14 protein-coding genes are annotated in these 22,127 nt (G+C 62.8%); 10 read left to right on the top strand and 4 right to left on the bottom strand.

Going from position 1 to position 22,127, the window contains the following annotated elements:
- Positions 1 to 133 precede the first annotated feature (133 nt).
- From NKH78_RS02625 to NKH78_RS02655, 7 genes are all read left to right on the top strand, one after another.
- Complete coding sequence (locus NKH78_RS02625; RefSeq protein ID WP_352736992.1) at positions 134 to 1,372, top strand: hypothetical protein; 1,239 nt, start codon at positions 134 to 136, stop codon at positions 1,370 to 1,372.
- Between the two features lie 122 nt (positions 1,373 to 1,494).
- Complete coding sequence (locus tag NKH78_RS02630) at positions 1,495 to 2,940, top strand: homospermidine synthase (protein WP_352736993.1); 1,446 nt, start codon at positions 1,495 to 1,497, stop codon at positions 2,938 to 2,940.
- Between the two features lie 187 nt (positions 2,941 to 3,127).
- Positions 3,128 to 3,502, top strand: coding sequence for an outer membrane lipoprotein Omp10 (gene omp10 / locus NKH78_RS02635; RefSeq protein WP_254817073.1), 375 nt, complete (start codon positions 3,128 to 3,130; stop codon positions 3,500 to 3,502).
- Positions 3,503 to 3,793: 291 nt separating this feature from the next.
- A complete protein-coding gene (locus NKH78_RS02640; RefSeq protein WP_352736994.1) occupies positions 3,794 to 5,920 on the top strand; it encodes a 5'-nucleotidase C-terminal domain-containing protein in 2,127 nt (708 codons plus the stop codon).
- Between the two features lie 150 nt (positions 5,921 to 6,070).
- A complete protein-coding gene (gene hemH, locus NKH78_RS02645; protein WP_352736995.1) occupies positions 6,071 to 7,135 on the top strand; it encodes a ferrochelatase in 1,065 nt (354 codons plus the stop codon).
- Positions 7,136 to 7,266: 131 nt separating this feature from the next.
- Positions 7,267 to 8,214 carry an SPFH domain-containing protein gene (locus tag NKH78_RS02650; protein ID WP_352688032.1) on the top strand — a complete coding sequence of 316 codons (948 nt, stop codon included), beginning with the start codon at positions 7,267 to 7,269 and terminating at the stop codon, positions 8,212 to 8,214.
- Between the two features lie 4 nt (positions 8,215 to 8,218).
- Complete coding sequence (locus tag NKH78_RS02655; protein WP_352506338.1) at positions 8,219 to 8,683, top strand: NfeD family protein; 465 nt, start codon at positions 8,219 to 8,221, stop codon at positions 8,681 to 8,683.
- A gap of 13 nt (positions 8,684 to 8,696) precedes the next feature.
- On the opposite strand, the gene NKH78_RS02660 is transcribed toward NKH78_RS02655, so the two are convergent.
- Positions 8,697 to 9,698, bottom strand: a complete 1,002-nt coding sequence (locus NKH78_RS02660; protein WP_254817072.1) for a KpsF/GutQ family sugar-phosphate isomerase — start codon at positions 9,696 to 9,698, stop codon at positions 8,697 to 8,699.
- A gap of 150 nt (positions 9,699 to 9,848) precedes the next feature.
- Between NKH78_RS02660 and NKH78_RS02665 the strand changes: the two genes are divergently transcribed.
- A complete protein-coding gene (locus tag NKH78_RS02665) occupies positions 9,849 to 11,606 on the top strand; it encodes an outer membrane beta-barrel protein (RefSeq protein WP_352736996.1) in 1,758 nt (585 codons plus the stop codon).
- A gap of 132 nt (positions 11,607 to 11,738) precedes the next feature.
- On the opposite strand, the gene galU is transcribed toward NKH78_RS02665, so the two are convergent.
- A complete protein-coding gene (gene galU, locus NKH78_RS02670; RefSeq protein ID WP_352736997.1) occupies positions 11,739 to 12,644 on the bottom strand; it encodes a UTP--glucose-1-phosphate uridylyltransferase GalU in 906 nt (301 codons plus the stop codon).
- Positions 12,645 to 12,874: 230 nt separating this feature from the next.
- Here galU and NKH78_RS02675 point away from each other — a divergent pair, with 230 nt between their 5' ends.
- Both NKH78_RS02675 and NKH78_RS02680 read left to right on the top strand, forming a co-directional pair.
- On the top strand, positions 12,875 to 14,101 hold the full coding sequence (locus NKH78_RS02675; protein ID WP_254816924.1) for a lytic murein transglycosylase: 1,227 nt from the start codon (positions 12,875 to 12,877) through the stop codon (positions 14,099 to 14,101).
- 26 nt (positions 14,102 to 14,127) lie between these two features.
- A complete protein-coding gene (locus NKH78_RS02680) occupies positions 14,128 to 15,375 on the top strand; it encodes an SGNH/GDSL hydrolase family protein (RefSeq protein ID WP_352736998.1) in 1,248 nt (415 codons plus the stop codon).
- Between the two features lie 36 nt (positions 15,376 to 15,411).
- Here the strand turns inward: NKH78_RS02680 and NKH78_RS02685 are convergent, their stop codons facing one another.
- Positions 15,412 to 16,866 carry a glutamate synthase subunit beta gene (locus NKH78_RS02685; protein WP_254816922.1) on the bottom strand — a complete coding sequence of 485 codons (1,455 nt, stop codon included), beginning with the start codon at positions 16,864 to 16,866 and terminating at the stop codon, positions 15,412 to 15,414.
- 143 nt (positions 16,867 to 17,009) lie between these two features.
- Positions 17,010 to 21,740 (bottom strand): glutamate synthase large subunit, encoded by a 4,731-nt coding sequence (gltB, locus tag NKH78_RS02690; protein WP_352736999.1) that lies wholly within the window; start codon positions 21,738 to 21,740, stop codon positions 17,010 to 17,012.
- Positions 21,741 to 22,127: the final 387 nt, after the last annotated feature.

Raw genomic sequence — 22,127 nt, forward strand, 5'->3', positions numbered from 1 at the left:
CAGGGGCGGCGTCGCAGCTTTTTTTCGCTGAGCAGCGTCTGGTGCTGGACGAGGCACAACTTGACTACAAGGGCCTGACAGCCGACCGTGACTGCTGGCGGACGACAACTCTAACTTGTGGCTTGGGGGAACAATGATCCAGCATCTTAGCAGGCCGGTCACGTTCATGGCCGCGATCCTGGTACTGTCGACAGCAGCCGAGGCAGAGCCGGTGACTTATGCCGGCAAGCTTGGAAAGAGCGATATCGTCGTCGAATTCACCGACGACCCCGCGGCGCCCGGCAGCCCGCTGGCCGGCCGCTATTTCTACCGCTCGAAGGGCGTCGACATCCCGCTGCAGGCCCGGTCCCAAAAGGGCAGCAGGTTCGAACTGGCCGAGGAGGAGGCATGCGGCGCCGACAATTGCGATGACGGAAAGGCCGCGCCGATTGCCGCCGTGTGGCGCCTGGCCTCATCCAGTAACGGCAAGACCCTTGAAGGCAGTTGGAACGGAAAGAGGGCGCTGCCGCTCAGATTGGAGCGGGTCGCAAGTCGGCAGGTGACCGGGAACGAGCCCGGCAGCCCGCTCGATCTCTACGATTTCAGCTTCATGAAGTTCTTCGCCAATGACACGCCGATCACCATGGAGACGTCCCCGTATGACTATCTGCGGCTGAACACTCAGCTTGATAACGGCAAGACGACTGGCTGGCCGGACGCGACCTACCGCTATATCGTCGACCCCCGCACCAAATTCGCCACGCCGCGCATTGTCGAACTGTCCGGCAACGTTCCGATCGAGGCCGCGAATGCTCTGCTGCAAGACAGGCACTGGCGCGCAAACATCGGCGCACTGGGCTGCGTGGCGGCGCAATATGCCGGTTTCAACGAAGGCGGGCCGATTGACGGCGTGAACGACGGCACGCTCGGAGGCTATGCGGACAGCACATTCGAAGTGAGCTCGCTGACGCCGCTGCTGATGAGCTGGCGGGAGTCCGGCGGCATCTTCTGCGGCGGAGCGCATCCGACCAACTATTCGGACGCCTACATCATGGATGTGCGGCGCGGCGTCCTGCTTGGCCTTCAGGACATTTTCTCGGATACGGTGGATGGCAAGCCCGGTCCTTCCCTCGTCTCCTTGGTCAAGCAGCGGCGCAAGAAACCGACCGATCAGACCGATATTGATCACGAAGCCGAATGCGGTATGGACGATCTCATCGGCGAATATTTGGCGGTCAGCCTCTGGCGTGAGGGCGACAAGCAGGTTCTGGTGTTCGGGCTCCAGACCCTACCGCATGCCATCCAGGCCTGCGCCGACGATCTGCTGGAACTGCCGGTCTCCGAGGCACATGCCCTCTTCAAGCCTGAATTCGCAAGACTGGTCGAGCCGTAGCCGGGATGGCGCGGCGTGAGGCCGGCCGTCCGCTTTTCGCTTTATTGTGACAATGATCTATGGTTTGTCGCGCCGCGGCCAAGCCGCTGTTCCGAAGCGTTTTTTGAGGGAGTAATCGATAAATGGCGAATGAAAACTGGCCCGTTTACGGTGAGATCACCGGCCCTGTCGTGATGATCGGCTTCGGCTCGATCGGACGGGGAACGCTGCCGCTGATCGAGCGCCATTTCAAATTCGACAAGTCGCGCATGACGGTCATCGACCCGGACGACGCCGACCGCAAATTGCTCGACGAGCGCGGCATCACCTTCATGCAGGATGCAGTGACCAAGAAGAACTACAAGAAGCTGCTGACGCCGCTTTTGACCAATGGCGGCGGCCAGGGCTTCTGTGTCAACCTGTCGGTCGACACTTCCTCGCTCGAATTGATGAAGCTCTGCCGCAAGCTTGGCGTCCTCTATATCGACACGGTGGTCGAGCCCTGGCTCGGCTTTTATTTCGACGAAAAGGCCGACAACGCCTCACGCACCAATTATGCGTTGCGCGAAACGGTGCGTACCGAAATCGCAAAGAATCCGGGCGGCACTACGGCGATCTCATGCTGCGGCGCCAATCCCGGCATGGTCTCGTGGTTCGTCAAGCAGGCACTGGTCAACCTCGCCACAGATCTTGGCCTCGACTTCGCGGAACCCGCGCAGCACGATCGCAAAGGCTGGGCCAAGCTGATGAAGAAGGCCGGCGTCAAGGGCATCCATATCGCCGAGCGCGACACCCAGCGCACCAAGAAACCCAAGCCGATGAACGTGTTCTGGAACACCTGGTCGGTCGAAGGCTTCATTTCGGAAGGCCTGCAGCCGGCCGAGCTCGGTTGGGGCACGCACGAGGCGTGGATGCCGAAGAACGCCAAAAAGCACAAGAACGGCTCGAAGGCCGCTATCTTTCTGGAGCAGCCCGGCGCCAACACGCGCGTGCGCACATGGTGCCCGACGGCCGGTCCGCAATACGGCTTCCTGGTGACGCATAATGAGGCGATTTCGATTGCCGATTTCTTCACCTTGCATGGCAAGAAGGGCAAGGTGCAGTACCGGCCGACCTGCCATTACGCCTATCATCCCTGCAACGACGCCGTGCTGTCGCTGCACGAGATGTTCGGTGCCGCCGGCAAGGCTCAGCCCGTGCATCACGTGCTCGACGAAAACGAATTGGTCGATGGCATCGACGAACTCGGCGTGCTGCTCTACGGCCACGCCAAGAACGCCTACTGGTACGGCTCGCAGCTGTCGCTGGCCGAGGCGCGCAAGCTGGCGCCCTATCAGAACGCCACCGGCATGCAGGTCACGTCGGCGGTGCTGGCGGGCATGGTCTGGGCGCTGGAAAATCCGGAGGCCGGCATCGTCGAAGCCGATGAGATGGATTACAAGCGCTGCCTCGACGTGCAGAACGCCTATCTGGGGCCGGTCAGGAGCTATTATACGGACTGGACACCGCTCGACAATCGGCCTGGTCTGTTTCCCGAGGACCTCGACACCAAAGACCCGTGGCAATTCCGCAACATCCTCGTTCGATAGCAGCGTTGCCTCGACACTCCGCCAGCTTGCAATCGCCCGGAAATCGGGCGATTGAAGAGGGGCGGCCTAGAGCGACGTGCGTCCATTTGGACGCACAAAGTACGCTCTAGCACTTTGAATGTGCGCATCGTGCTTTCCGAAAATCGGATCGATTTTCGAGCCGATGCGAGAGGAGAGGATCTTGATGATGACGATTGCGCAAAGACTGCTTTCGGCTGGCATTGCCGCGGCCGCTGCCGTCACGTTGGCGGCCTGCACCACCACCGGCCCGGGCGAGCCACCGGTGATCACCGCCAAAGGGGTCGAAGGCTCCTGGATCGACGCGCAGGGCACCGGATTATCCACCTTCAAGGGCGGCAGCTTCGCGACCGTCGCCACCGACACCGGCCAGAAGCTTGCCGATGGCAGCTACACCATGACCGGCGGCACCTCGGTCGAGATCCATGGCACTTCGCTGATCCGCCAGACGCCGATCAGCTTCAACTGCTTGATGGTCTCCACCAGCCAGCTCAATTGCACCAGCGCGAGCGGACAGAACTTTGTGCTGACCAGGCGCACCTGAAGTTCGATTCCGAATTGACTTTGCACAAGGCGGCGGCTTCAAGCCGCCGTTTTCTTGCGCCGGCAAAGCTGATGCCGATTTCCGCTTGCATCGACTGAAACGCGATGTGAACATGGCCCGAGAGGGCTGTTACATCCAAGTCAAACAAGAGCGTTAAACGCGTCTGCGCATGACCCCGAAAATCGGAGTCGATTTTCGGAAAGGATCATGCGCAAAATAAAAATGGTACAGCGTCCTTTGCGCGTCCCAAATGACGCGCGGCGCTGTACTCGAGTCATCCGGGAGACGAGAATGAAGAAGATCGCTGCCATCGCCGCGCTGTCGGCATCGGCGCTTGGCCTGTCGGCAGGGGCATCCTTTGCCGACTACACGCTGAACATCCTGCACATCAACGACTGGCACAGCCGCATCGAGAGCAACAACAAGTACGAATCGACCTGCTCGGCCGAGGAGGAGACCAAGGGTGAATGCGTCGGCGGCGCCGCCCGCCTCGTCACAGCGATCGCGCAGGAGCGCAAGAAGCTGGAAGGCCAGAACGTGCTGCTGCTCAGCGCCGGCGACAATTTCCAGGGCTCACTCTTCTACACGACCTACAAGGGCAAGACAGAAGGCGAATTCCTCAACCAGATGAAGTTCGATGCCGAGGCTCTCGGCAACCATGAGTTCGACGATGGCGAGTCGGCGCTGGCGCCGTTTCTCGACATGATCCAGTTTCCGGTGCTCGGCGCCAACGTGAAGGCCAATGCGCAATCCAAGCTCGGCGACCGCGTCAAGCCATCGATCGTGGTCGAGGTCGGCGGCCAGAAGATCGGCATCGTCGGTGCGGTCACCAACGACACGCCGGAGCTTGCCTCGCCTGGCCCGAACATCGCCATCGAAGACGACGTCAAGTCGATCACCGCCGAGGTCGAGAAACTGAAGGGAGAGGGCGTCAACAAAATCATCGCGGTCACCCACATCGGCTACAAGCGCGAGCGCGACGTGATCGCCAAGATCCCGGGCGTCGACGTGGTGGTCGGCGGCCACAGCCATTCGCTGCTCTCCAACACCGACCCCAAGGCGGAAGGCCCTTATCCGACGATGGTCGACAATCCGGACGGCTACAAAGTGCCGGTCGTCCAGGCGGCGTCCTATTCGAAATATCTCGGCGAGCTCAAGGTCGTGTTCGACGACAACGGCGTTGTCAAAGAGGCGAGCGGCGATCCCATCCATCTCGACAAATCGATCACGCCCGACCCCGCCGTGCTTGCCCGCATCAAGGAACTCGGCGCGCCGATCGAGGCTTTGAAGAACAAGGAAGTCGCCGAGACCACCAAGGCGATCGACGGCAGTCGGGAAAACTGCCGCGCCCGCGAATGCGAGATGGGCAATCTGGTCTCCGACGCCGTCCTCGACCGGGTCAGGGGCCAGGGTGTCGAGATCGTCATCTCGAATGGCGGCGGCTTGCGCGCCTCGATCGACCAGGGCACCGTCACTATGGGTGAGATTCTCACCGTTCTGCCGTTTCAGAACACGCTGGCGACCTTCCATATCTCCGGCAAGGATCTGGTTGCCGGCCTCGAAAGCGGCCTCAGCCAGGTCGAGGACGGCGCCGGGCGCTTCCCGCAGGTTGCCGGCCTGAAATATGCGTTCGACAGATCGGCACCGCCTAACGGACGCGTCAAATCGGTCGAGGTCATGGAAGGCGGCGTCTGGACGCCGATCAAGCCGGACAAGGATTACCTTGTCGCCACCAACAACTATGTCCGCCAGGGCGGCGACGGCTATAAGGTGTTCGCCGAGAAGGCCAAGAACGCCTATGATTACGGCCCCGGGCTGGAACAGGTCGTCGCCGACTACCTCGGCGCGCACCGGCCCTATACGCCCAAGCTCGACGGCCGCATCACCGAGATCGCCGCGACCGTGGCTCCGGCCGCGGAACCGGCCAAGCCTGCCGAACCGCCAAAACCTGCTGAGGCTGCGCCGGTAAAGCCTGCTGAACCGGCAATGCCCGAAATGCCGGCCGGCTCAGGCGACATTTCCAAGACACCGCCGGCCGTCCCGGCGGAAACCGCGCCGGCGGCACCCGCACCCGCCGAGCCGGCCCAGCCGGCGGCACCTGCGGCTCCGGTCACACCGGCTCCGGCGACCCCTGCTCCGGCCGAGCCCGCCGAGACAGCGCCGGCCCCGAGTCAGCCGGCCCCAAGTGAACCGGCGCCAACCGAGCCGGCAAAACCTGCCGAGCCCGCCAAGCCGGCTGAGCCGGCACCGGCCGAAGGCAGCCATGTAATCGTCGCCGGTGATACCTACTGGGATCTCGCGGTGAAGGCCTATGGCGACGGCACCAAATGGAAAATGATTTCCGATGCCAACAAAGCCTACGAGCCACGCCGGCTGCCGGTCGGCGCAACTTTGACGATCCCGGCGGCGTCGAAGTAATCCGGCCGCAGGAACGCAATGCACCCGCCCGGCAGACCGGGCGGGTGTTGCATTTCTGGGATAAGGTGCGGCCAGACGCAGCATTTGAAAACCGGCGCGGCATCGCTAATTTCGCCGCGGCACCGTTGGTTCGCGGTGTTGGAGAACCTCATGACGCTTGCCAACCCTGCTGAAATCAAAGCCGAGAAGACCGCCGCCTCGCCGTCGGCAGGGCGCCCTCCGGTCAGGACCGGCAAGGTCGGTGTCATGCTGATCAATCTCGGCACCCCCGACGGCACCGGCTTCAAGCCGATGTGGCGCTACCTCCGGGAGTTCCTGTCCGATCCACGCGTCATCGAGCTAAACAAGGCGATCTGGTATCCGATCCTCTACGGCCTGGTCCTCACCACCCGGCCGAGGAAGTCGGGCGCCAACTATGCCAGGATATGGAACCGGGAGCGCAACGAGTCGCCGCTGCGCACCTACACCCGCGCCCAGGCCGAGAAGCTCGGGCTCGCGCTCGGCGACCTCCCCAATGTCGTTGTCGACTGGGCGATGCGCTACGGCAACCCTTCGACCGCGAGCGTGGCCGAGAGACTGGTCGAGCAAGGCTGCGACCGCATCCTGTCTTTCCCGCTCTATCCGCAATATTCGGCGACGACGACTGCGACTGCCAACGACCAGTTGTTTCGCGCGCTGATGAAGATGCGCCGCGCTCCAGCCATTCGCTGCGTGCCGCCCTATTACAACGAGCCGGCCTATATCGAGGCGCTCGCCCGTTCGATCGAAAAGCATCTGGCGAACCTCGACTTCGAACCGGAAATTGTCATCGCTTCCTATCACGGCATTCCGAAACCCTATTCCGACAAGGGCGATCCCTACCAAGCCCATTGCCTCGAGACGACGCGGCTGCTGCGCGAAAAGCTCGGCTGGGATGAAAACAAGCTGATCACCACCTTTCAGTCGCGCTTCGGCGCGCAGGAATGGCTGCAGCCCTACACCGACAAGACGGTCGAAAGACTAGGGCGCGAAGGCGTGAAATCGATCGCCATCGTCAACCCGGGCTTTTCCGTCGACTGCATCGAGACGCTGGACGAGATCGGCAGGGAAGCGGCCGAGACCTTCCACCATGCCGGCGGTGAAAAGTTCACACACATCCCTTGCCTCAACGACAGTGCCGAGGGCATGGCGGTGATCGAGGCAATGGTACGGCGCGAGCTGTCCGGCTGGGCCTGAACAGATCACCCGTCTATTCACCGGCAATCCATAATCACCTGATTGTAACGTTGCTGAAACACACTTAAGTGTTTGGTCAAGCCGGCCGCGTGGAACTGTCCGGCATGGCCGGCCTTTGAGGGGAGAGCCAAATGGGTTTCAGTGGTTTCGATATCGCGCTTCTTGTTCTTGTCGCCCTTGTCGTGCTGGTGCTTTTCAAAGGCATCCGGACAATTCCGCAAGGCTATAATTATACCGTCGAACGCTTCGGCCGTTACACCAAGACATTGAGCCCGGGCCTCAACCTCATCGTGCCCTTCGTCGATCGTATCGGCGCCAAGATGAACATGATGGAGCAGGTGCTCGACGTCCCGACGCAGGAGATCATCACGCGCGACAACGCCACCGTTGCCGTCGACGGCGTCGCCTTTTATCAGGTGCTCAACGCGGCGCAGGCCGCCTACCAGGTCGCCGGCCTGCAGAACGCTATCCTCAATTTGACGATGACCAACATCCGCACCGTCATGGGCTCGATGGACCTCGACGAGCTGTTGTCGAACCGGGACGCCATCAACGAGCGCCTGCTGCGCGTCGTCGACGAGGCCGCGCATCCCTGGGGCATCAAGATCACCCGTGTCGAGATCAAGGACATCAACCCGCCGGCCAATCTCGTCGAATCGATGGGCCGCCAGATGATGGCCGAGCGCAATAAGCGCGCCCAGATCCTCGCCGCCGAGGGCCTCAAGCAGTCGCAGATTCTGGAGGCCGAGGGGCGCAAGGAAGCCGCCTTCCGCGACGCCGAGGCGCGCGAGCGATCGGCCGAGGCTGAAGCACGCGCCACGCAGGTGGTGTCGGAGGCGATTTCCAAGGGTGACGTGCAGGCGCTCAACTACTTCGTCGCGCTGAAATACACGGAAGCGCTGACCAGGATCGGCTCCGCGACAAACAGTAAACTCGTGCTGATGCCGATAGAGGCTTCCTCACTGATCGGCACGCTTGGCGGCATTGGCGAAATCGCCAGGGAAGTTTTCAAGGGCGAAGGCACCGCCGGTCCAGCACGACAGGCCCGCCCGCCCGTGGTTCGTCCCAGCGAGACCTGAGGCCATGTTCGACCGCATTGTTTCCGAACTCGGCCCGTGGAGCTGGATGGTCCTCGGCCTCATCCTGCTGGTGATGGAGGTCATCGCGCCCGGCATTTTCATGCTGTGGATCGGCATTGCCGCGCTGTTGATCGGCGTCGTCTCGCTGCTCATCTGGGACGCCGGTTTCTGGACCTGGCAGGTCCAGGTCGTCGCCTTCCTCGTGCTGTCGCTGGTCTCGGCTTATGTCGGCAAGCGGCTGGTGGGCGGACGCCACGATGAGACCGACCAGCCTCTGCTCAACCGCCGCGGCGCACAGATGGTCGGCCGGACGGCGACCCTTGCCGAGCCGATCAAGAATGGGCGCGGCCGCATCAAGCTGGGCGACACGTTGTGGCGTGTCTCCGGCCCCGACCTCCCGGCCGGCACGCAGGTGCGCGTGACGGGTGCCGCTGATACCGATCTGGAACTGACGGTCGAGGCGGTCTAGAAAACTCGCCAGACTAGGCAGCACCGATACGCAGCAGGTCGTGCAGATGGACGAGCCCGATCGGCCGCCTGCCTTCGACCACCATCAGGCTGGTAATGGCCGAGTCGTTGATCGTCTGCAGCGCCGTCGCCACCAGCGTGTCGGGCGCGGCCATTTTTGGCTCTCTGGTCATCACCTGATCGACGCTCATGGCCAAGAGATCGCTGCCGATATGGCGCCTGATGTCGCCATCGGTGATGATGCCGATCAGCTTGCCGTCCGCCGCAGTCACCGCCACGCAGCCAAACCCCTTGCGCGACAATTCGAGGATTGCCTCGCGCATGCCGGTGCCGGACGACACCAGCGGCAGCCTGTCACCGACATGCATGATCTCGCGGATCTGAGTCAGGTTGGCTCCGAGCTGGCCGCCGGGATGGAACGTGCGGAAATGGTCCGGGGTGAAGCCGCGTGCCTCGAGCAGCGCGATGGCCAGCGCATCGCCCATCACCATTTGCAGCAGCGTCGAGGTCGTCGGCGCAAGGCCGTGCGGGCAGGCTTCCGGTGCTCGCGGCAGCAGAAGCACCACGTCGGCCGCACGCGCCAGCGCCGATTTTTCGCCCGCGGTGACCGCGACCAGCGGGATCGAGAAGCGCCTCGAATAGGCGATGATGCCCTTGAGCTCGAGGCTTTCCCCCGACCACGACAGGGCGATGATGGCGTCGTTCCTGGCGATCATGCCGAGGTCGCCGTGATTGGCTTCGGCAGGGTGAACGAAGAAGGCCGGCGTGCCGGTCGAGGCGAGCGTTGCGGCAATCTTCGAGCCGATATGGCCGCTTTTGCCGACCCCGGTGACGATGACGCGGCCATCGATCTGCGACACCATGTCGACGGCCCGTGCGAACGGCTCGGCCAGCCCGTTTTCGAGCGCGTCGGCCAATGCCGCGACGCCGGCCTGCTCTGTCGCCACCGTTCTCAGCGCCGAGGCAATCGCGGCCTGCCCGTCGTGCCGCTTCCTGTCTGGGGATTTCACGTCCATGGACGATGCGATTAGCGCTTCGGCACGCGCCTGTCCAACGGAATTGCCGCTCCGAACACCCTGACGGGCCATCCCTCAACGCTCCGTTAACCATCCCCATTTACGGTTTCGTAAGTATGGCGCGCGTGCGCCGCGCAAGCAGTGGTGCCGATGTCCGGGTTTCAGCCTCAAAACAAAATGGGACGAAAGGGCAAGGCGGTCTGCGCATTGCTGCTGGCAACCAATGTCTTTGCGTTGTCGCGCCCGACACTGCTTTGCGCCCAGGAAACCGAGCTGCGCGGCGAGGTTTCGGAATCGACAATCCTGGACGACCAGCAGTACAAGATCAGGCAAACGAGCATGGCTGGAACCCAAGCCGCCCAGGCTGCTGCAACCCCCAACGACAATACGCCGCTGCCTACCTATCGCCCGGCCAGCCAGGGGGCGTTGCCTGACGACGGCACGGGCGAAGCGGCCGCAACCGGCGGCACTTTCGATCCGCCGGCGGCCAGCGGCGACCCATTTCCCGACAACCCCGCTCCGCCGCCGCGACGGCGGCCAAGCGCAACGCGCGCCGCCAATGCGGCCAACGTCGAAGCCGAGACCGCGGACAGCCATACGAGCAAGAGAACAGCGACTGCAGCGACGACCAAGGACACCGATACCGCCGCCATAGACGAGCAGGATACGGCCAACCGCCGTGCGGTGACCATCGATTCCGCCGAAAGGCTCAGGCTCGACCCCGGCGCCGAGCGCACCGAAGCCATCGAAGGCCAGAACAAAAAGAACGAGGACGACCCGTTCGCCGCCACCGGCATCAAGCTCGGCTCGTTCGTGATCCGGCCGACGCTCGAGCAAGGCCTGACGTCTTCGACAAACGCCGATTCGAGCAGCCTCGGCAAGCCGGCCCTGCTGTCGGAAACGACGCTGCGCTTCAACGCCGTCTCCGATTGGCGGGAGAATTCGGCGACGGTTGAGGGCTATGGCATCTTCCGCGAAACCTTGTCCGGCTATGACATTCACGAGGCGCAAGGCCACGTCGACGGCACACTCAACATCGATCTCGACAATGATCTGCGCGCCATCGCCAAGCTGGGCTATGAGGCCGTGCCCGAATCGGCCTCGGCGCCGGACGCAGTCGTCGGCGCCGTTGGCCAGCCGGTGCGCCAGACAGTGAACGGCAGTCTCGCCGTCGAGAAGGATGCCGGCAAGATGCGCTTCGCGCTGACCGGCGCGGTCGAGCACGACATCTTTGGCGACGCTAAGCTTTCGTCGGGCGGATCACTGTCGCAGAAGGGCCGCGACTCGACGCTCTACACGGCCATTTTGCGCACCGGTTACGAGATCTCGCCTGCCATCACGCCGTTCACCGAAATCGAGATCGGCCGGCGCGCTTATGATTTGCGCGTCGATCCAAACGGCTTCCAGCGCTCCTCGACCAGGCTTGGCGCACGGGCCGGCGTCGAGCTCGATCTCCGCGAGAAGCTTACCGGCGAGTTCTCGGTCGGCTGGCTGCGCGAAGCTATCGACGACGACGCCCTGCCGGCTATTTCGGGCGCGACGGTCAATGCCGATCTCAAATGGTCGCCGGAACGCGGCACCACGATCGGGCTCACCGCACAGACGACCGCCGAGAACACGACGAATGCGGGCGAAAGCGGCTCCATGCTCTATTCCGGCAGCCTCACGGGCGAGCGGCAGATCCGCGCCAACCTGACCGGAAATGCCGCGCTCGGCCTTGAATGGCGCGACTATACCGGCTCCGACGATCATGATTTGACGCTGAGCGCCGAGGCTGGGCTGACGTGGTGGCTGAACCGCTACACCGGGCTCACCACCCGCGCCAGGACTGAAAAACTGACCAGCAACCTGGTTGGGCGCGACTACACGGCCAACAGTATCTTCGTTGGCTTGAAGTTGCAGCGCTAAATGCATATCGCGCAAAAGTGTGCAGCGGTTTTGCGATAACGACTTGCATAAAAACAAGAACCTAGGTGCGTCGCATGAGGCCCGTCGAACGCGGCGCGCTTTCGCCGACCAGCGCGGCAACCGGTGCTGACACTATAAGGCTAGGCCGCGGCGCTCTGACGGCGCGAGTTCGTCGAGAAGTGTGCGAATGACACCTGCCATGCTTCCATTCATGTCGCTGCGCCACAGCGCGAAGGCAACGTTGGCCTCGACGAAGCCTTCGGGCGAGCCGCAGTCGAACGTGCGCCCGCGATAATGATAGCCGTAGAAGGGCTGTTGTTTCTGCAGTTTCAGCATTGCATCAGTGAGCTGGATCTCGTTGCCGGCGCCTTTTTCCTGGCCTTCGAGTATCTTGAATATCTCAGGCTGCAGGATGTAGCGTCCGTTGATGTAGAGGTTCGACGGCGCCGTGCCGGTCTTCGGCTTTTCCACCATGCCGGTGATGCGGAAACCGTGATGTGCGTCATCGCCGCGGCCGACAATGCCGTATTTGTGCGCCTCGGCCGGATCGCATTCCTGCACGGCGACGATGTTGTTGCCGGTCTCGGCGTAAAGCTCGACCATATCCTTCATGCAGCTTTTTTCCGACTGCATGATCATGTCGGGTAACAGCAGCGCAAAGGGCTCGTCGCCGACAAGCTCGCGCGCGCACCAGACGGCGTGACCAAGGCCGAGCGGTACCTGCTGGCGGGTGAAGCTGGTCTGCCCCGGCGCCGGCTGCAGCCGCTGCAGGCGGGCGAGCTGGTCGTCCTTGCCGCGCTGCGCAAGCGTGTCGTAGAGCTCGAACTGGACATCGAAGTGATCCTCGATGACCGCCTTGTTGCGGCCGGTCACGAAGATGAAATGCTCGATTCCGGCATCGCGCGCCTCATCGACCACATACTGGATGACCGGCCTGTCGACGACCGTCAGCATTTCCTTGGGAATGGCCTTGGTAGCAGGGAGAAAGCGCGTGCCGAGACCGGCAACCGGGAACACTGCCTTGCGAACTCTCTTCATGTGCCAATTATCCATTTGCATGCCTGTTCGGCAATCCCGATTCGAGACATTTTCATGCCGAAATCGAGGATTACTGAACGGCGGGTCATAAATCTCAGCTGATGCGGGTCATAAATCTCAGCTGATAAAGCATTGACGCATCTTTTCACCCCGCACGGCACCTATGGTAAACCAAATGCTAACCGGGTTCGGCGATGAATAGTCTTCCTGAGATGAAGAAGGAGGAAAAGATGTCCGTTCGCAACGCCGCAAGGCGCTTCACCAGCGTCCTGACGGCCGCCAGCCTCTCGCTTGCTTTGCTCATGCCCAGCGGGCCGGCTTTTGCCGATGCCGGCTTCCGCCAATGGGTCGCCAGCTTCCGTGCTACCGCCGTGGCGAGCGGCGTTTCCGGCTCCGTCTACGACCAGGCATTCAAGGGCATCAACGATGCTGACCCGGTGGTGCTGGAAAAGGCTCGTACTCAGCCCGAATTCACCGCACCCGCCTGGGATTATTTCGACAACCGCGTCCATGACCAGTCGGTCGCCGTCGGCCAGCAAATGGCAAGGAAATGGAAGCCTTGGCTGGACAGGATCGAGGCAAGATACGGCGTCGACCGCTACATCCTGCTGGCCATCTGGTCGATGGAATCGAACTACGGCGAAACCCTCAAGCGCGATGATATCATGCGCAATGTCGTGCGCTCGCTGGCGACGCTTGGTTATGCGGACCCCAAGCGAGCGAAATTTGCCCGCACCCAGCTGATCGCGGCGCTGAAGATCCTGCAGACCGGCGACATCGACGAAAGCCATCTCAGCGGCTCATGGGCCGGCGCGATGGGCCATACCCAGTTCATCCCTACCAGCTACCTGTCCTATGCGGTCGATATGGACGGCAACGGCAAGCGCGACATCTGGAATTCGATTCCCGACGCACTGGCGACAGCCGCCAATTTGCTGCGGAAGAACGGCTGGCAGGCAGGCAAGACCTGGGGCTATGAAGTCAGCCTTCCGGACGGCAAGAAGCTGCCCGGAGGCTCGAAGTCGCTGTCGCAATGGCAGGCGCTGGGCGTCACCCGTGCCAACGGCAAGCCGTTCAAGAACGGTGCCGACAAGGCGACGTTGAAGCTGCCCGGCGGCCGCGGTGGGCCGGCTTTCCTGATGATCACGAATTTCTCGGTCATCAAGCGTTACAACAATGCCGACAAATATGCGCTCGCCGTGGGCCTTCTTGCCGACGAAATCGCCGGCTATGGCGGGCTTGTGCAGGACTGGAAGCGACCGTTTACCAAGCTCTCCTTCGAGGAAAGGCAGGAGCTTCAGAAGCGACTTTCCGAGCACGGCTTTTACGACGGCAAGTTCGACGGCAAGATCGGTGACGGATCGAAAACCGCCATCATGGCCTTCCAGGCAAAGGCCGGCTTGACCCAGGACGGGTATCCGAGCAAGGAAGTGCTCAAATGGCTCAGGCAGAACTAGAGCCAGTTACGGGATGGAGAGGGTGATTGGTTTCGGCTGCGGGCATCCGGTTAATCGTTCGTCGCGTGCCGATTCTGGTTCTGGCGATCGCTGTTCTGGCAGTCGGCGCCGCCAGTGCCTTTCATACCTCGGCCATGGCGCAGGAGCCGGAAAGTCGTGGCTGGTCGCTGCGCGACCTGTTGTTTCCGCGCAGAAGCGAGCGGTTTGAGCAGCCGCCGCCCGAATTCCAGAGAGAATTCCAGAGAACAAAGCCTAGGCCCAAGCTGAGAAAGCCCCGGTCAGTTCGCCGGCCGCCGCCGGCCGAGCCGACAAGCCCAGTGGCCGAGAAGGCGCCGGATGCACGCGTCGTTCTGGTGGTCGGCGATTTCATGGCGTCTGGGCTGGCTGAGGGGCTCGACGCCGCCTTTGCCGAAAACACCGGCGTCAGGATCGTCGTCCGTGCCAACGGATCGTCCGGCTTCGTGCGTGACGATGTCTACAACTGGCCAGGACAGATCAAGTCCCTGATCGCTGCCGAAAAACCGGCAGCCGTCGTCGTCATGCTCGGATCCAACGACCGGCAGCAGATGCGCGTCGGCGATGTGCGCGAGCAGCCGCGATCCGAGAACTGGACCAAGGAATACGAGCGCCGGACCGATGCGTTCGGCAAGGCCATCGCCGCAACCAAGGTGCCGTATTTGTGGGTTGGCATGCCGGCCTTCCGGGTCTCGAAAATGACCTCTGACATGCTGGCCTTCAACGATATCTTCCGCTCGTCCGCCGAAAGCCACGGCGGCGAATTCGTCGACGTCTGGGACGGGTTTGTCGACGAGAACGGCGCCTTCATCACCAGCGGACCGGACATCAACGGCCAATCGGTGCGCCTGCGCTCCGACGACGGCATCAACATGTCGAAGGCCGGCAAGCGCAAGCTCGCCTTCTATACCGAAAAGCCGCTGATGAAGATCCTGGGGCTGGCCGCGCCGGGAAGCGTGGTGACGGCTTCTGCCCCGGCCGGCGCTCCCGTCGAGGCGCCGGCACCTGCTGCCGCGCCGATAGCTGTCGATCGCACAGTGCCGATGCTGCTCAGCGATCCGGCGCTGGACGGCGGTTCGGAACTTCTCGGCGCCGCCCCGCCGGCAAAAGCTGACAAGAATTCGCCGGGCGAAAGGCTGATCGTCGAGGGCAAGGCGCCCGACGCCTCACCGGGCCGCGCCGACGATTTCTCCTGGCCACCCAAGACACAGCCTGCGACGGCGGCCGCATCCGATACGACGACGGCGATCCGGCAGTAAAGCTGGCGCCTGTTTCTGTAGAGTTTCGGAACGGGCTCAGCGCGGCAGCACGCTCGATCCCATCAGCGCCTCGTCGATGGCACGCGCCGCCTGGCGGCCCTCGCGGATCGCCCAGACGACCAGCGACTGGCCGCGCCGCACGTCGCCCGCCGCATAGAGCTTTTCGACGCTGGTCCTGTAGTCCCGGTCATTGGCCTCGACATTCTTCGAGCGGCGGCTGTCGGTGACGATCTTCATCTGCCCGTCGAGTTCCGAGACCGGCCCGCGAGCGGCTGGCCCGGCAAAGCCGATGGCGATGAACGCGAGATCGGCGCGGATGACGAATTCCGTGCCCGCGATCGGCTTGCGCTTTTCGTCGACTTCGCAGCATTTTACCCCGGTCAGCTGGCCGTCTTCGCCAATGAATTCAAGCGTCGCCACCTGGAATTCGCGCTCGGCGCCTTCGGCCTGCGAGGATGACGTGCGCATCTTGGTCGCCCAGTAGGGCCAGACCGACAGCTTGTCCTCCTTTTCCGGCGGCTGCGGCCGGATGTCGAGCTGGGTGACGCGCACCGCGCCCTGGCGGAAGGCGGTACCAACGCAGTCGGAGGCGGTGTCGCCGCCGCCGACGACGACGACGTGCTGGCCGCCGGCGACGATCGGGCGCGACGGCCATGCCACCGACTGGATCGGCTCGCCGCCGATACGCTTGTTCTGCTGAACCAGATACGGCATCGCGTCGTGCACGCCGTCGAGATCGTCGCCAGGGATGTTGGCCGGACGCGGTGTTTCGGAACCGCCGCAATAGAGGACCGCGTCATATTCGGCGAGCAGTTCGGCGACCGGCTTGTCGACGCCGACATTGACGCCACAATGGAAGCTGACACCTTCGCCCTGCATCTGCTCGATGCGCCGGTCGATATAATGCTTCTCGATCTTGAAGTCGGGGATACCGTAGCGCATCAGCCCGCCCGGCCGGCTCTCGCGCTCATAGACGTGAACGTCATGGCCGGCGCGGCCGAGTTGCTGGGCAGCCGCCATTCCCGCCGGCCCCGAGCCGATGATCGCGACGCGCTTGCCGGTCTTCCGTTCCGGCGGATAGGGCCGAATATGGCCGGTTTCATAGGCTTTGTCGGCAATCGCCTGCTCGATCGTCTTTATGGCGACCGGAATATCCTCGAGGTTCAGCGTGCAGGCTTCCTCGCAAGGTGCGGGGCAGATGCGGCCGGTAAATTCCGGAAAATTGTTGGTCGAATGCAGGTTGCGGATCGCGTTTTCCCAGTCGCCATTGTAGACGAGGTCGTTCCAGTCCGGGATCTGGTTGTGGATCGGGCAGCCGGTCGGTCCATGGCAATACGGAATGCCGCAATCCATGCAGCGCGCGGCCTGTTTCTCGACCTCCTTGTCCGACATCGGCAGCGTGAACTCACGGAAATGCCGGATGCGGTCGGAAGCCGGCTGGTACTTGTGCACCTGCCGGTCGATCTCGAGAAACCCTGTTACCTTGCCCATAGTCCAGTCCCTGCTGTCCGGAAGGCACGCCTGGCGACGCACCCGTTAACCTCATAAGGCAGCCGTGGCAACCTTCAGTCCGAGGTCAGGATTGTTGATGAAGATGGTTGCCAGGACGCATGGCCTCCCGGCAATTTCCAAATCTATTCCGCCGCCACGTTCATGCGCATCCGCTCCATCTCGATCAGCGCGCGGCGGTATTCGACCGGCATGATCTTCCGGAATTTCGGCCGGAAAGTCGCCCAATCGTCGAGGATTTCGCGACCTCGTACCGAGCCCGTGTAGTGGACGTGGTTGGAGATCAGCTGATAGAGCCGCTCCTCGTCGTGGCTGGTCATATCGCCCGATACGTCGACACGGCCCTTATGGTCGAGATCGCCGCCATGGTGGAGCAGCTTTTCCATAAGGTCGTCCTCTTCCGGAACCGGCTCCAGCTCGACCATCGCCATGTTGCAGCGTTCGGCGAAATCGCCCGCCTCGTCGAGCACATAGGCGACGCCGCCCGACATGCCGGCGGCGAAGTTGCGGCCGGTCTGGCCGATGACGACGACGATACCGCCAGTCATGTATTCGCAACCATGGTCGCCGACCCCTTCAACGACCGCGGCGACACCCGAATTGCGCACAGCAAAACGCTCGCCGGCAACGCCGCAGAAATAGGCCTCGCCCTCGGTTGCGCCGTAGAGCACGGTATTGCCGACAATAATGGACTCGGCAGCAACGATTTTCGTGTTCTCCGGCGGGCGGATGACGATGCGGCCGCCCGACAGACCCTTGCCGACATAGTCATTGGCAGCGCCCACCAGTTCGAACGAAATCCCGCGCGCCAGAAAGGCGCCAAAGGATTGGCCGGCCGTGCCGGTGAGCTTCACCGAGATCGTGTCCTCGCGCAGGCCCTTGTGCTTGAAGCGCTTTGCCACTTCACCCGACAGCATGGCGCCCGTCGAACGGTCGACGTTGCGGATCGGCAGTTCGATGCTGACCGGCTGCCTGGCTTCGAGCGCCGGCTTTGCCAGTTCTATCAGCTTACGGTCGAGCACGTCGTCGATCGGATGCTTCTGCCGCTCGGTCCAGTGCACCGCCGCGTGTGGCGCATCGGGCTTGTAGAACATCTTGCTGAAGTCGAGTCCGCGCGCCTTCCAGTGCTGGATCAGCTCGCGCTTTTCCAGAAGGTCGGTGTCGCCGATGATCTGGTCGAGATGGGTGTAGCCCATCTCGGCAAGCAGCGCCCGCACCTCTTCCGCCACATAGAAGAAGAAGTTGATGACGTGCTCGGGCGTGCCCTTGAAGCGCTTGCGCAGCACCGGATCCTGCGTTGCGACGCCGACCGGGCAGGTGTTGAGATGGCACTTGCGCATCATGATGCAGCCGGCCGCGATCAGTGGCGCGGTCGAGAAGCCGAACTCGTCGGCGCCGAGCAGCGCGCCGATGATGACGTCACGCCCTGTGCGCAGGCCGCCATCGACCTGCAGCGCGACGCGCGACCTGAGGCCGTTGAGCACCAGCGTCTGGTGCGTCTCGGCAAGGCCCATCTCCCACGGGCTGCCGGCATGCTTGAGCGAGGTCAGCGGCGAAGCGCCGGTGCCGCCGTCATAGCCTGATATGGTGATGTGGTCGGCACGCGCCTTGGCGACGCCGGCCGCAACCGTGCCGACGCCGACTTCCGAGACCAGCTTGACCGATACGTCGGCCGCCGGATTGACGTTCTTCAGGTCGTAGATGAGCTGCGCCAGATCCTCGATCGAATAGATGTCATGATGCGGCGGCGGCGAGATCAGGCCGACGCCCGGCGTCGAATGCCTGACCTTGGCTATGGTTGCGTCGACCTTGTGGCCCGGCAGCTGGCCGCCCTCGCCGGGCTTTGCCCCTTGCGCGACCTTGATCTGCATCATGTCGGAATTGACCAGATATTCGGCAGTGACGCCAAAGCGTCCCGAAGCGACCTGCTTGATCGCCGAGCGTTCGGGGTTCTTGCCGCCGCCCGGCAGTGGCAGATAGCGGTCGGCCTCTTCGCCGCCCTCGCCGGTATTCGACTTGCCGCCGATGGCGTTCATGGCGCGCGCCAGCGTCGTATGCGCTTCCCTGGAGATCGAGCCGAAGGACATCGCCCCGGTCGAGAAGCGCTTGACGATATCGGCCGCGGGCATCACCTCGTCGAGTTCGACCTTCTTGCGCCCGGTCTCTTGCGCAAGCTTGATCTTGAACATGCCGCGAATGGTCTGCGCCTGCGCCGTCTCGCTGTCGATCTGGGCGGAATAGTCCTTGAACGTCTCCCACGAGCCCTGGCGCACAGCGTGCTGCAAGGTCGCCACTGCATCGGGCGACCAGATATGGGCCTCGCCGCGCATGCGGAACATGTATTCGCCGCCGACCTCGAGGCTGTTGCGCAGCACCGGGTCGTTGCCGAAGCCGTCGGTGTGGCGGCTGACCGTTTCGGCGGCGATCTCGTCCAGCCCGACGCCTTCGATCAGCGTCGCCGTACCGGTGAAGTACTTGTGCACGAACTCCGACTTCAGCCCGATGGCATCGAAGATCTGCGCGCCGCAATAGGACTGATAGGTCGAGATGCCCATCTTGGACATCACCTTCAGGATGCCCTTGCCGATCGACTTGATGTAGCGGGAGACGACCTCGTAGGCATCGACCTCCGCCGGCAATTCGCCACGCTTGTGCATGTCGAGCAGCGTGTCGAAAGCGAGATAGGGATTGATCGCCTCGGCGCCGTAGCCGGCGAGACAGCAGAAATGATGCACCTCGCGCGGCTCGCCGGATTCCACGACGAGCCCGACCGAGGTGCGCAATCCCTTGCGGATCAAATGATGATGCACGGCCGCCGTTGCCAGCAGCGCCGGAATGGCGATGCGGTCCGGGCCGAGCTGACGGTCCGACAGTATGATGATGTTGTAGCCGCCGGCGACCGCCGCCTCGGCGCGCTCGCATAGCCGGTCTATAGCGCCCTGCATGCCGGCCGCGCCTTCATTCGAAGCATAGGTGATGTCGATCGTCTTGGTGTCGAAACGGTCCTCGGTGTGACCGATGGAGCGGATCTTTTCGAGATCGCCATTGGTCAGGATTGGCTGGCGCACTTCGAGCCGCTTGCGGCGCGAATTGCCGACCAGGTCGAAGATGTTGGGCCGCGGCCCGATAAAGGACACCAGGCTCATCACCAGTTCCTCGCGGATCGGATCGATCGGCGGGTTGGTGACCTGGGCGAAATTCTGCTTGAAATAGGTATAGAGCAGCTTCGATCTGTCCGACATCGCCGAAATCGGCGTGTCGGTGCCCATCGAGCCGACTGCTTCTTGGCCGGTGGTCGCCATCGGCGACATCAGCAGCTTGGTATCTTCCTGGGTGTAGCCGAACGCCTGCTGGCGGTCGAGCAGGCTGACGTCCCTGCGCAGGGCGCGCGGCTCGACCGGCTTCAAATCTTCGAGGATGAGCTGGGTGTTGGCGAGCCAGCTCTTGTAGGGGTGCCTGGTCGCGATCTCCGACTTGATCTCCTCGTCGGAAACGATGCGGCCCTTGTCCAGGTCGATCAGCAGCATGCGGCCGGGCTGCAGCCGCCACTTCTTGACGATCCTTTCCTCCGGCACCGGCAGCACGCCGGCTTCCGAGGCCATGATGACGCGGTCGTCGTCGGTGACGATGTAGCGCGCCGGCCGCAGCCCGTTGCGGTCGAGCGTGGCACCGATCTGGCGGCCGTCGGTGAAGGCAACCGCCGCCGGCCCGTCCCACGGCTCCATCAGGGCTGCGTGATATTCGTAGAAGGCCTTGCGGTCCTGACCCATCAGCTTGTTGCCGGCCCAGGCTTCCGGGATCAGCATCATCATGGCGTGGGCGAGCGAATAGCCGCCCTGCGTCAGGAATTCGAGCGCATTGTCGAAGCAGGCGGTGTCCGACTGCCCTTCGTAGGAGATCGGCCACAGTTTCGAGATGTCGTTGCCGAACAGTTCGGAATCGACCGAAGCTTGGCGCGCCGCCATCCAGTTGACGTTGCCGCGCAGCGTGTTGATCTCGCCATTGTGGGCGACCATTCGGTAGGGATGCGCCAGCTTCCACGACGGGAACGTGTTGGTCGAGAAGCGCTGGTGGACCAGGATCAGCGCCGTCTCGAAACGCGGGTCGGTGAGGTCCTTGTAGTAGGCTCCGACCTGATAGGCCAGGAACATGCCCTTGTAGACGATGGTCCGCGACGACATCGAGACGACATAGAAGCCGTTGTCGACGCCTTTGGTCTCCTCGTGGATACGTCCGGAAATGACCTTGCGCAGGATGTAGAGCCGCCGCTCGTAATCGTCGTCGTTCTCGATCTCGGCGCCGCGGCCCAGGAACACCTGCCGGTGCACCGGCTCGGAAGCGGCGATGTCGGGCGCCTTGGACAGCGACGAATTGTCGACCGGCACGTCGCGAAAGCCGAGCAGCGGCTGGCCCTCGAGTTGCGCCACCTCGGCGATGATGCCTTCGATATGCGCCTGCAGCTCCGGGTCGCGCGGCATGAACACCTGGCCGACGGCATAGTGGCCGGGCTTCGGCAGTTCGACCCCTTGCTTGGCCATCTCCTCGCGGAAGAAGCGGTCCGGCAGTTGCACCAGCACGCCGGCGCCGTCGCCCATCAGCGGATCGGCGCCGACCGCGCCGCGATGCGTCAGGTTTTCGAGCACGGCAAGGCCGTCCTCGACGATCTGGTGCGACTTCACGCCCTTCATGTTGACGATGAAGCCGACGCCGCAGGCATCATGCTCGTTGCGCGGATCGTAGAGGCCGCGCGCGGCATAGCCGGTGTTGGTTCGCCGAATATTGGTCAGGGACGGATTTTTGACGGCTGCCGCTTTCGTCTGCGCGGCCTTCGTCGCAGATGGCGTCATGTCCGTCATCGTCCTGTCCTCCGTTCCGTCCCCTTCGGGCGCTGGTTTCCGTCGGGAAGCGCGTGGCTCCCCTTTCAATCTTGCGGCACGTCTTGCGAAATTCTTGCCGACGGTGCGGCTTTCCGCATCGCTCGCATATGGTATTCGTACAGGCCAGAGTCAGGCTGTCTAGCTGTCGCTCGCGGTAAACGGCCGCAGAGGCGCAATCATATGCCTATGCGGCCAGTTTTGTGCGACAAAATAAGACAGCACTACTGTCCTAAATTTTTATGACAGAAATTTTGGATGCACACAAGACCGATTCACAAAATTCTTGAAGCTTTCGCGACAGAAAATTGCGCGGAAACCCGGTGCCAGCGTAACCTTCCGTCGCTGCATGTACGCTCATGCGTTTCG

The sequence above is a fragment of the Mesorhizobium sp. M0910 genome (assembly GCF_040319465.1).
In the GTDB taxonomy this organism is placed as follows: Bacteria; Pseudomonadota; Alphaproteobacteria; order Rhizobiales; family Rhizobiaceae; genus Mesorhizobium.

Coding starts and splice junctions, on each gene's coding strand:
- NKH78_RS02675 (WP_254816924.1), top strand. CDS start 12,875: ATGTCCGTTCGCAACGCCGCAAGGCGCTTCACCAGCGTCCTGACGGCC.
- galU (WP_352736997.1), bottom strand. CDS start 12,644: ATGAAGAGAGTTCGCAAGGCAGTGTTCCCGGTTGCCGGTCTCGGCACG.
- NKH78_RS02660 (WP_254817072.1), bottom strand. CDS start 9,698: ATGGACGTGAAATCCCCAGACAGGAAGCGGCACGACGGGCAGGCCGCG.
- NKH78_RS02650 (WP_352688032.1), top strand. CDS start 7,267: ATGGGTTTCAGTGGTTTCGATATCGCGCTTCTTGTTCTTGTCGCCCTT.
- hemH (WP_352736995.1), top strand. CDS start 6,071: ATGACGCTTGCCAACCCTGCTGAAATCAAAGCCGAGAAGACCGCCGCC.
- omp10 (WP_254817073.1), top strand. CDS start 3,128: ATGACGATTGCGCAAAGACTGCTTTCGGCTGGCATTGCCGCGGCCGCT.
- NKH78_RS02640 (WP_352736994.1), top strand. CDS start 3,794: ATGAAGAAGATCGCTGCCATCGCCGCGCTGTCGGCATCGGCGCTTGGC.
- gltB (WP_352736999.1), bottom strand. CDS start 21,740: ATGACGGACATGACGCCATCTGCGACGAAGGCCGCGCAGACGAAAGCG.
- NKH78_RS02625 (WP_352736992.1), top strand. CDS start 134: ATGATCCAGCATCTTAGCAGGCCGGTCACGTTCATGGCCGCGATCCTG.
- NKH78_RS02630 (WP_352736993.1), top strand. CDS start 1,495: ATGGCGAATGAAAACTGGCCCGTTTACGGTGAGATCACCGGCCCTGTC.
- NKH78_RS02665 (WP_352736996.1), top strand. CDS start 9,849: ATGTCCGGGTTTCAGCCTCAAAACAAAATGGGACGAAAGGGCAAGGCG.
- NKH78_RS02685 (WP_254816922.1), bottom strand. CDS start 16,866: ATGGGCAAGGTAACAGGGTTTCTCGAGATCGACCGGCAGGTGCACAAG.
- NKH78_RS02655 (WP_352506338.1), top strand. CDS start 8,219: ATGTTCGACCGCATTGTTTCCGAACTCGGCCCGTGGAGCTGGATGGTC.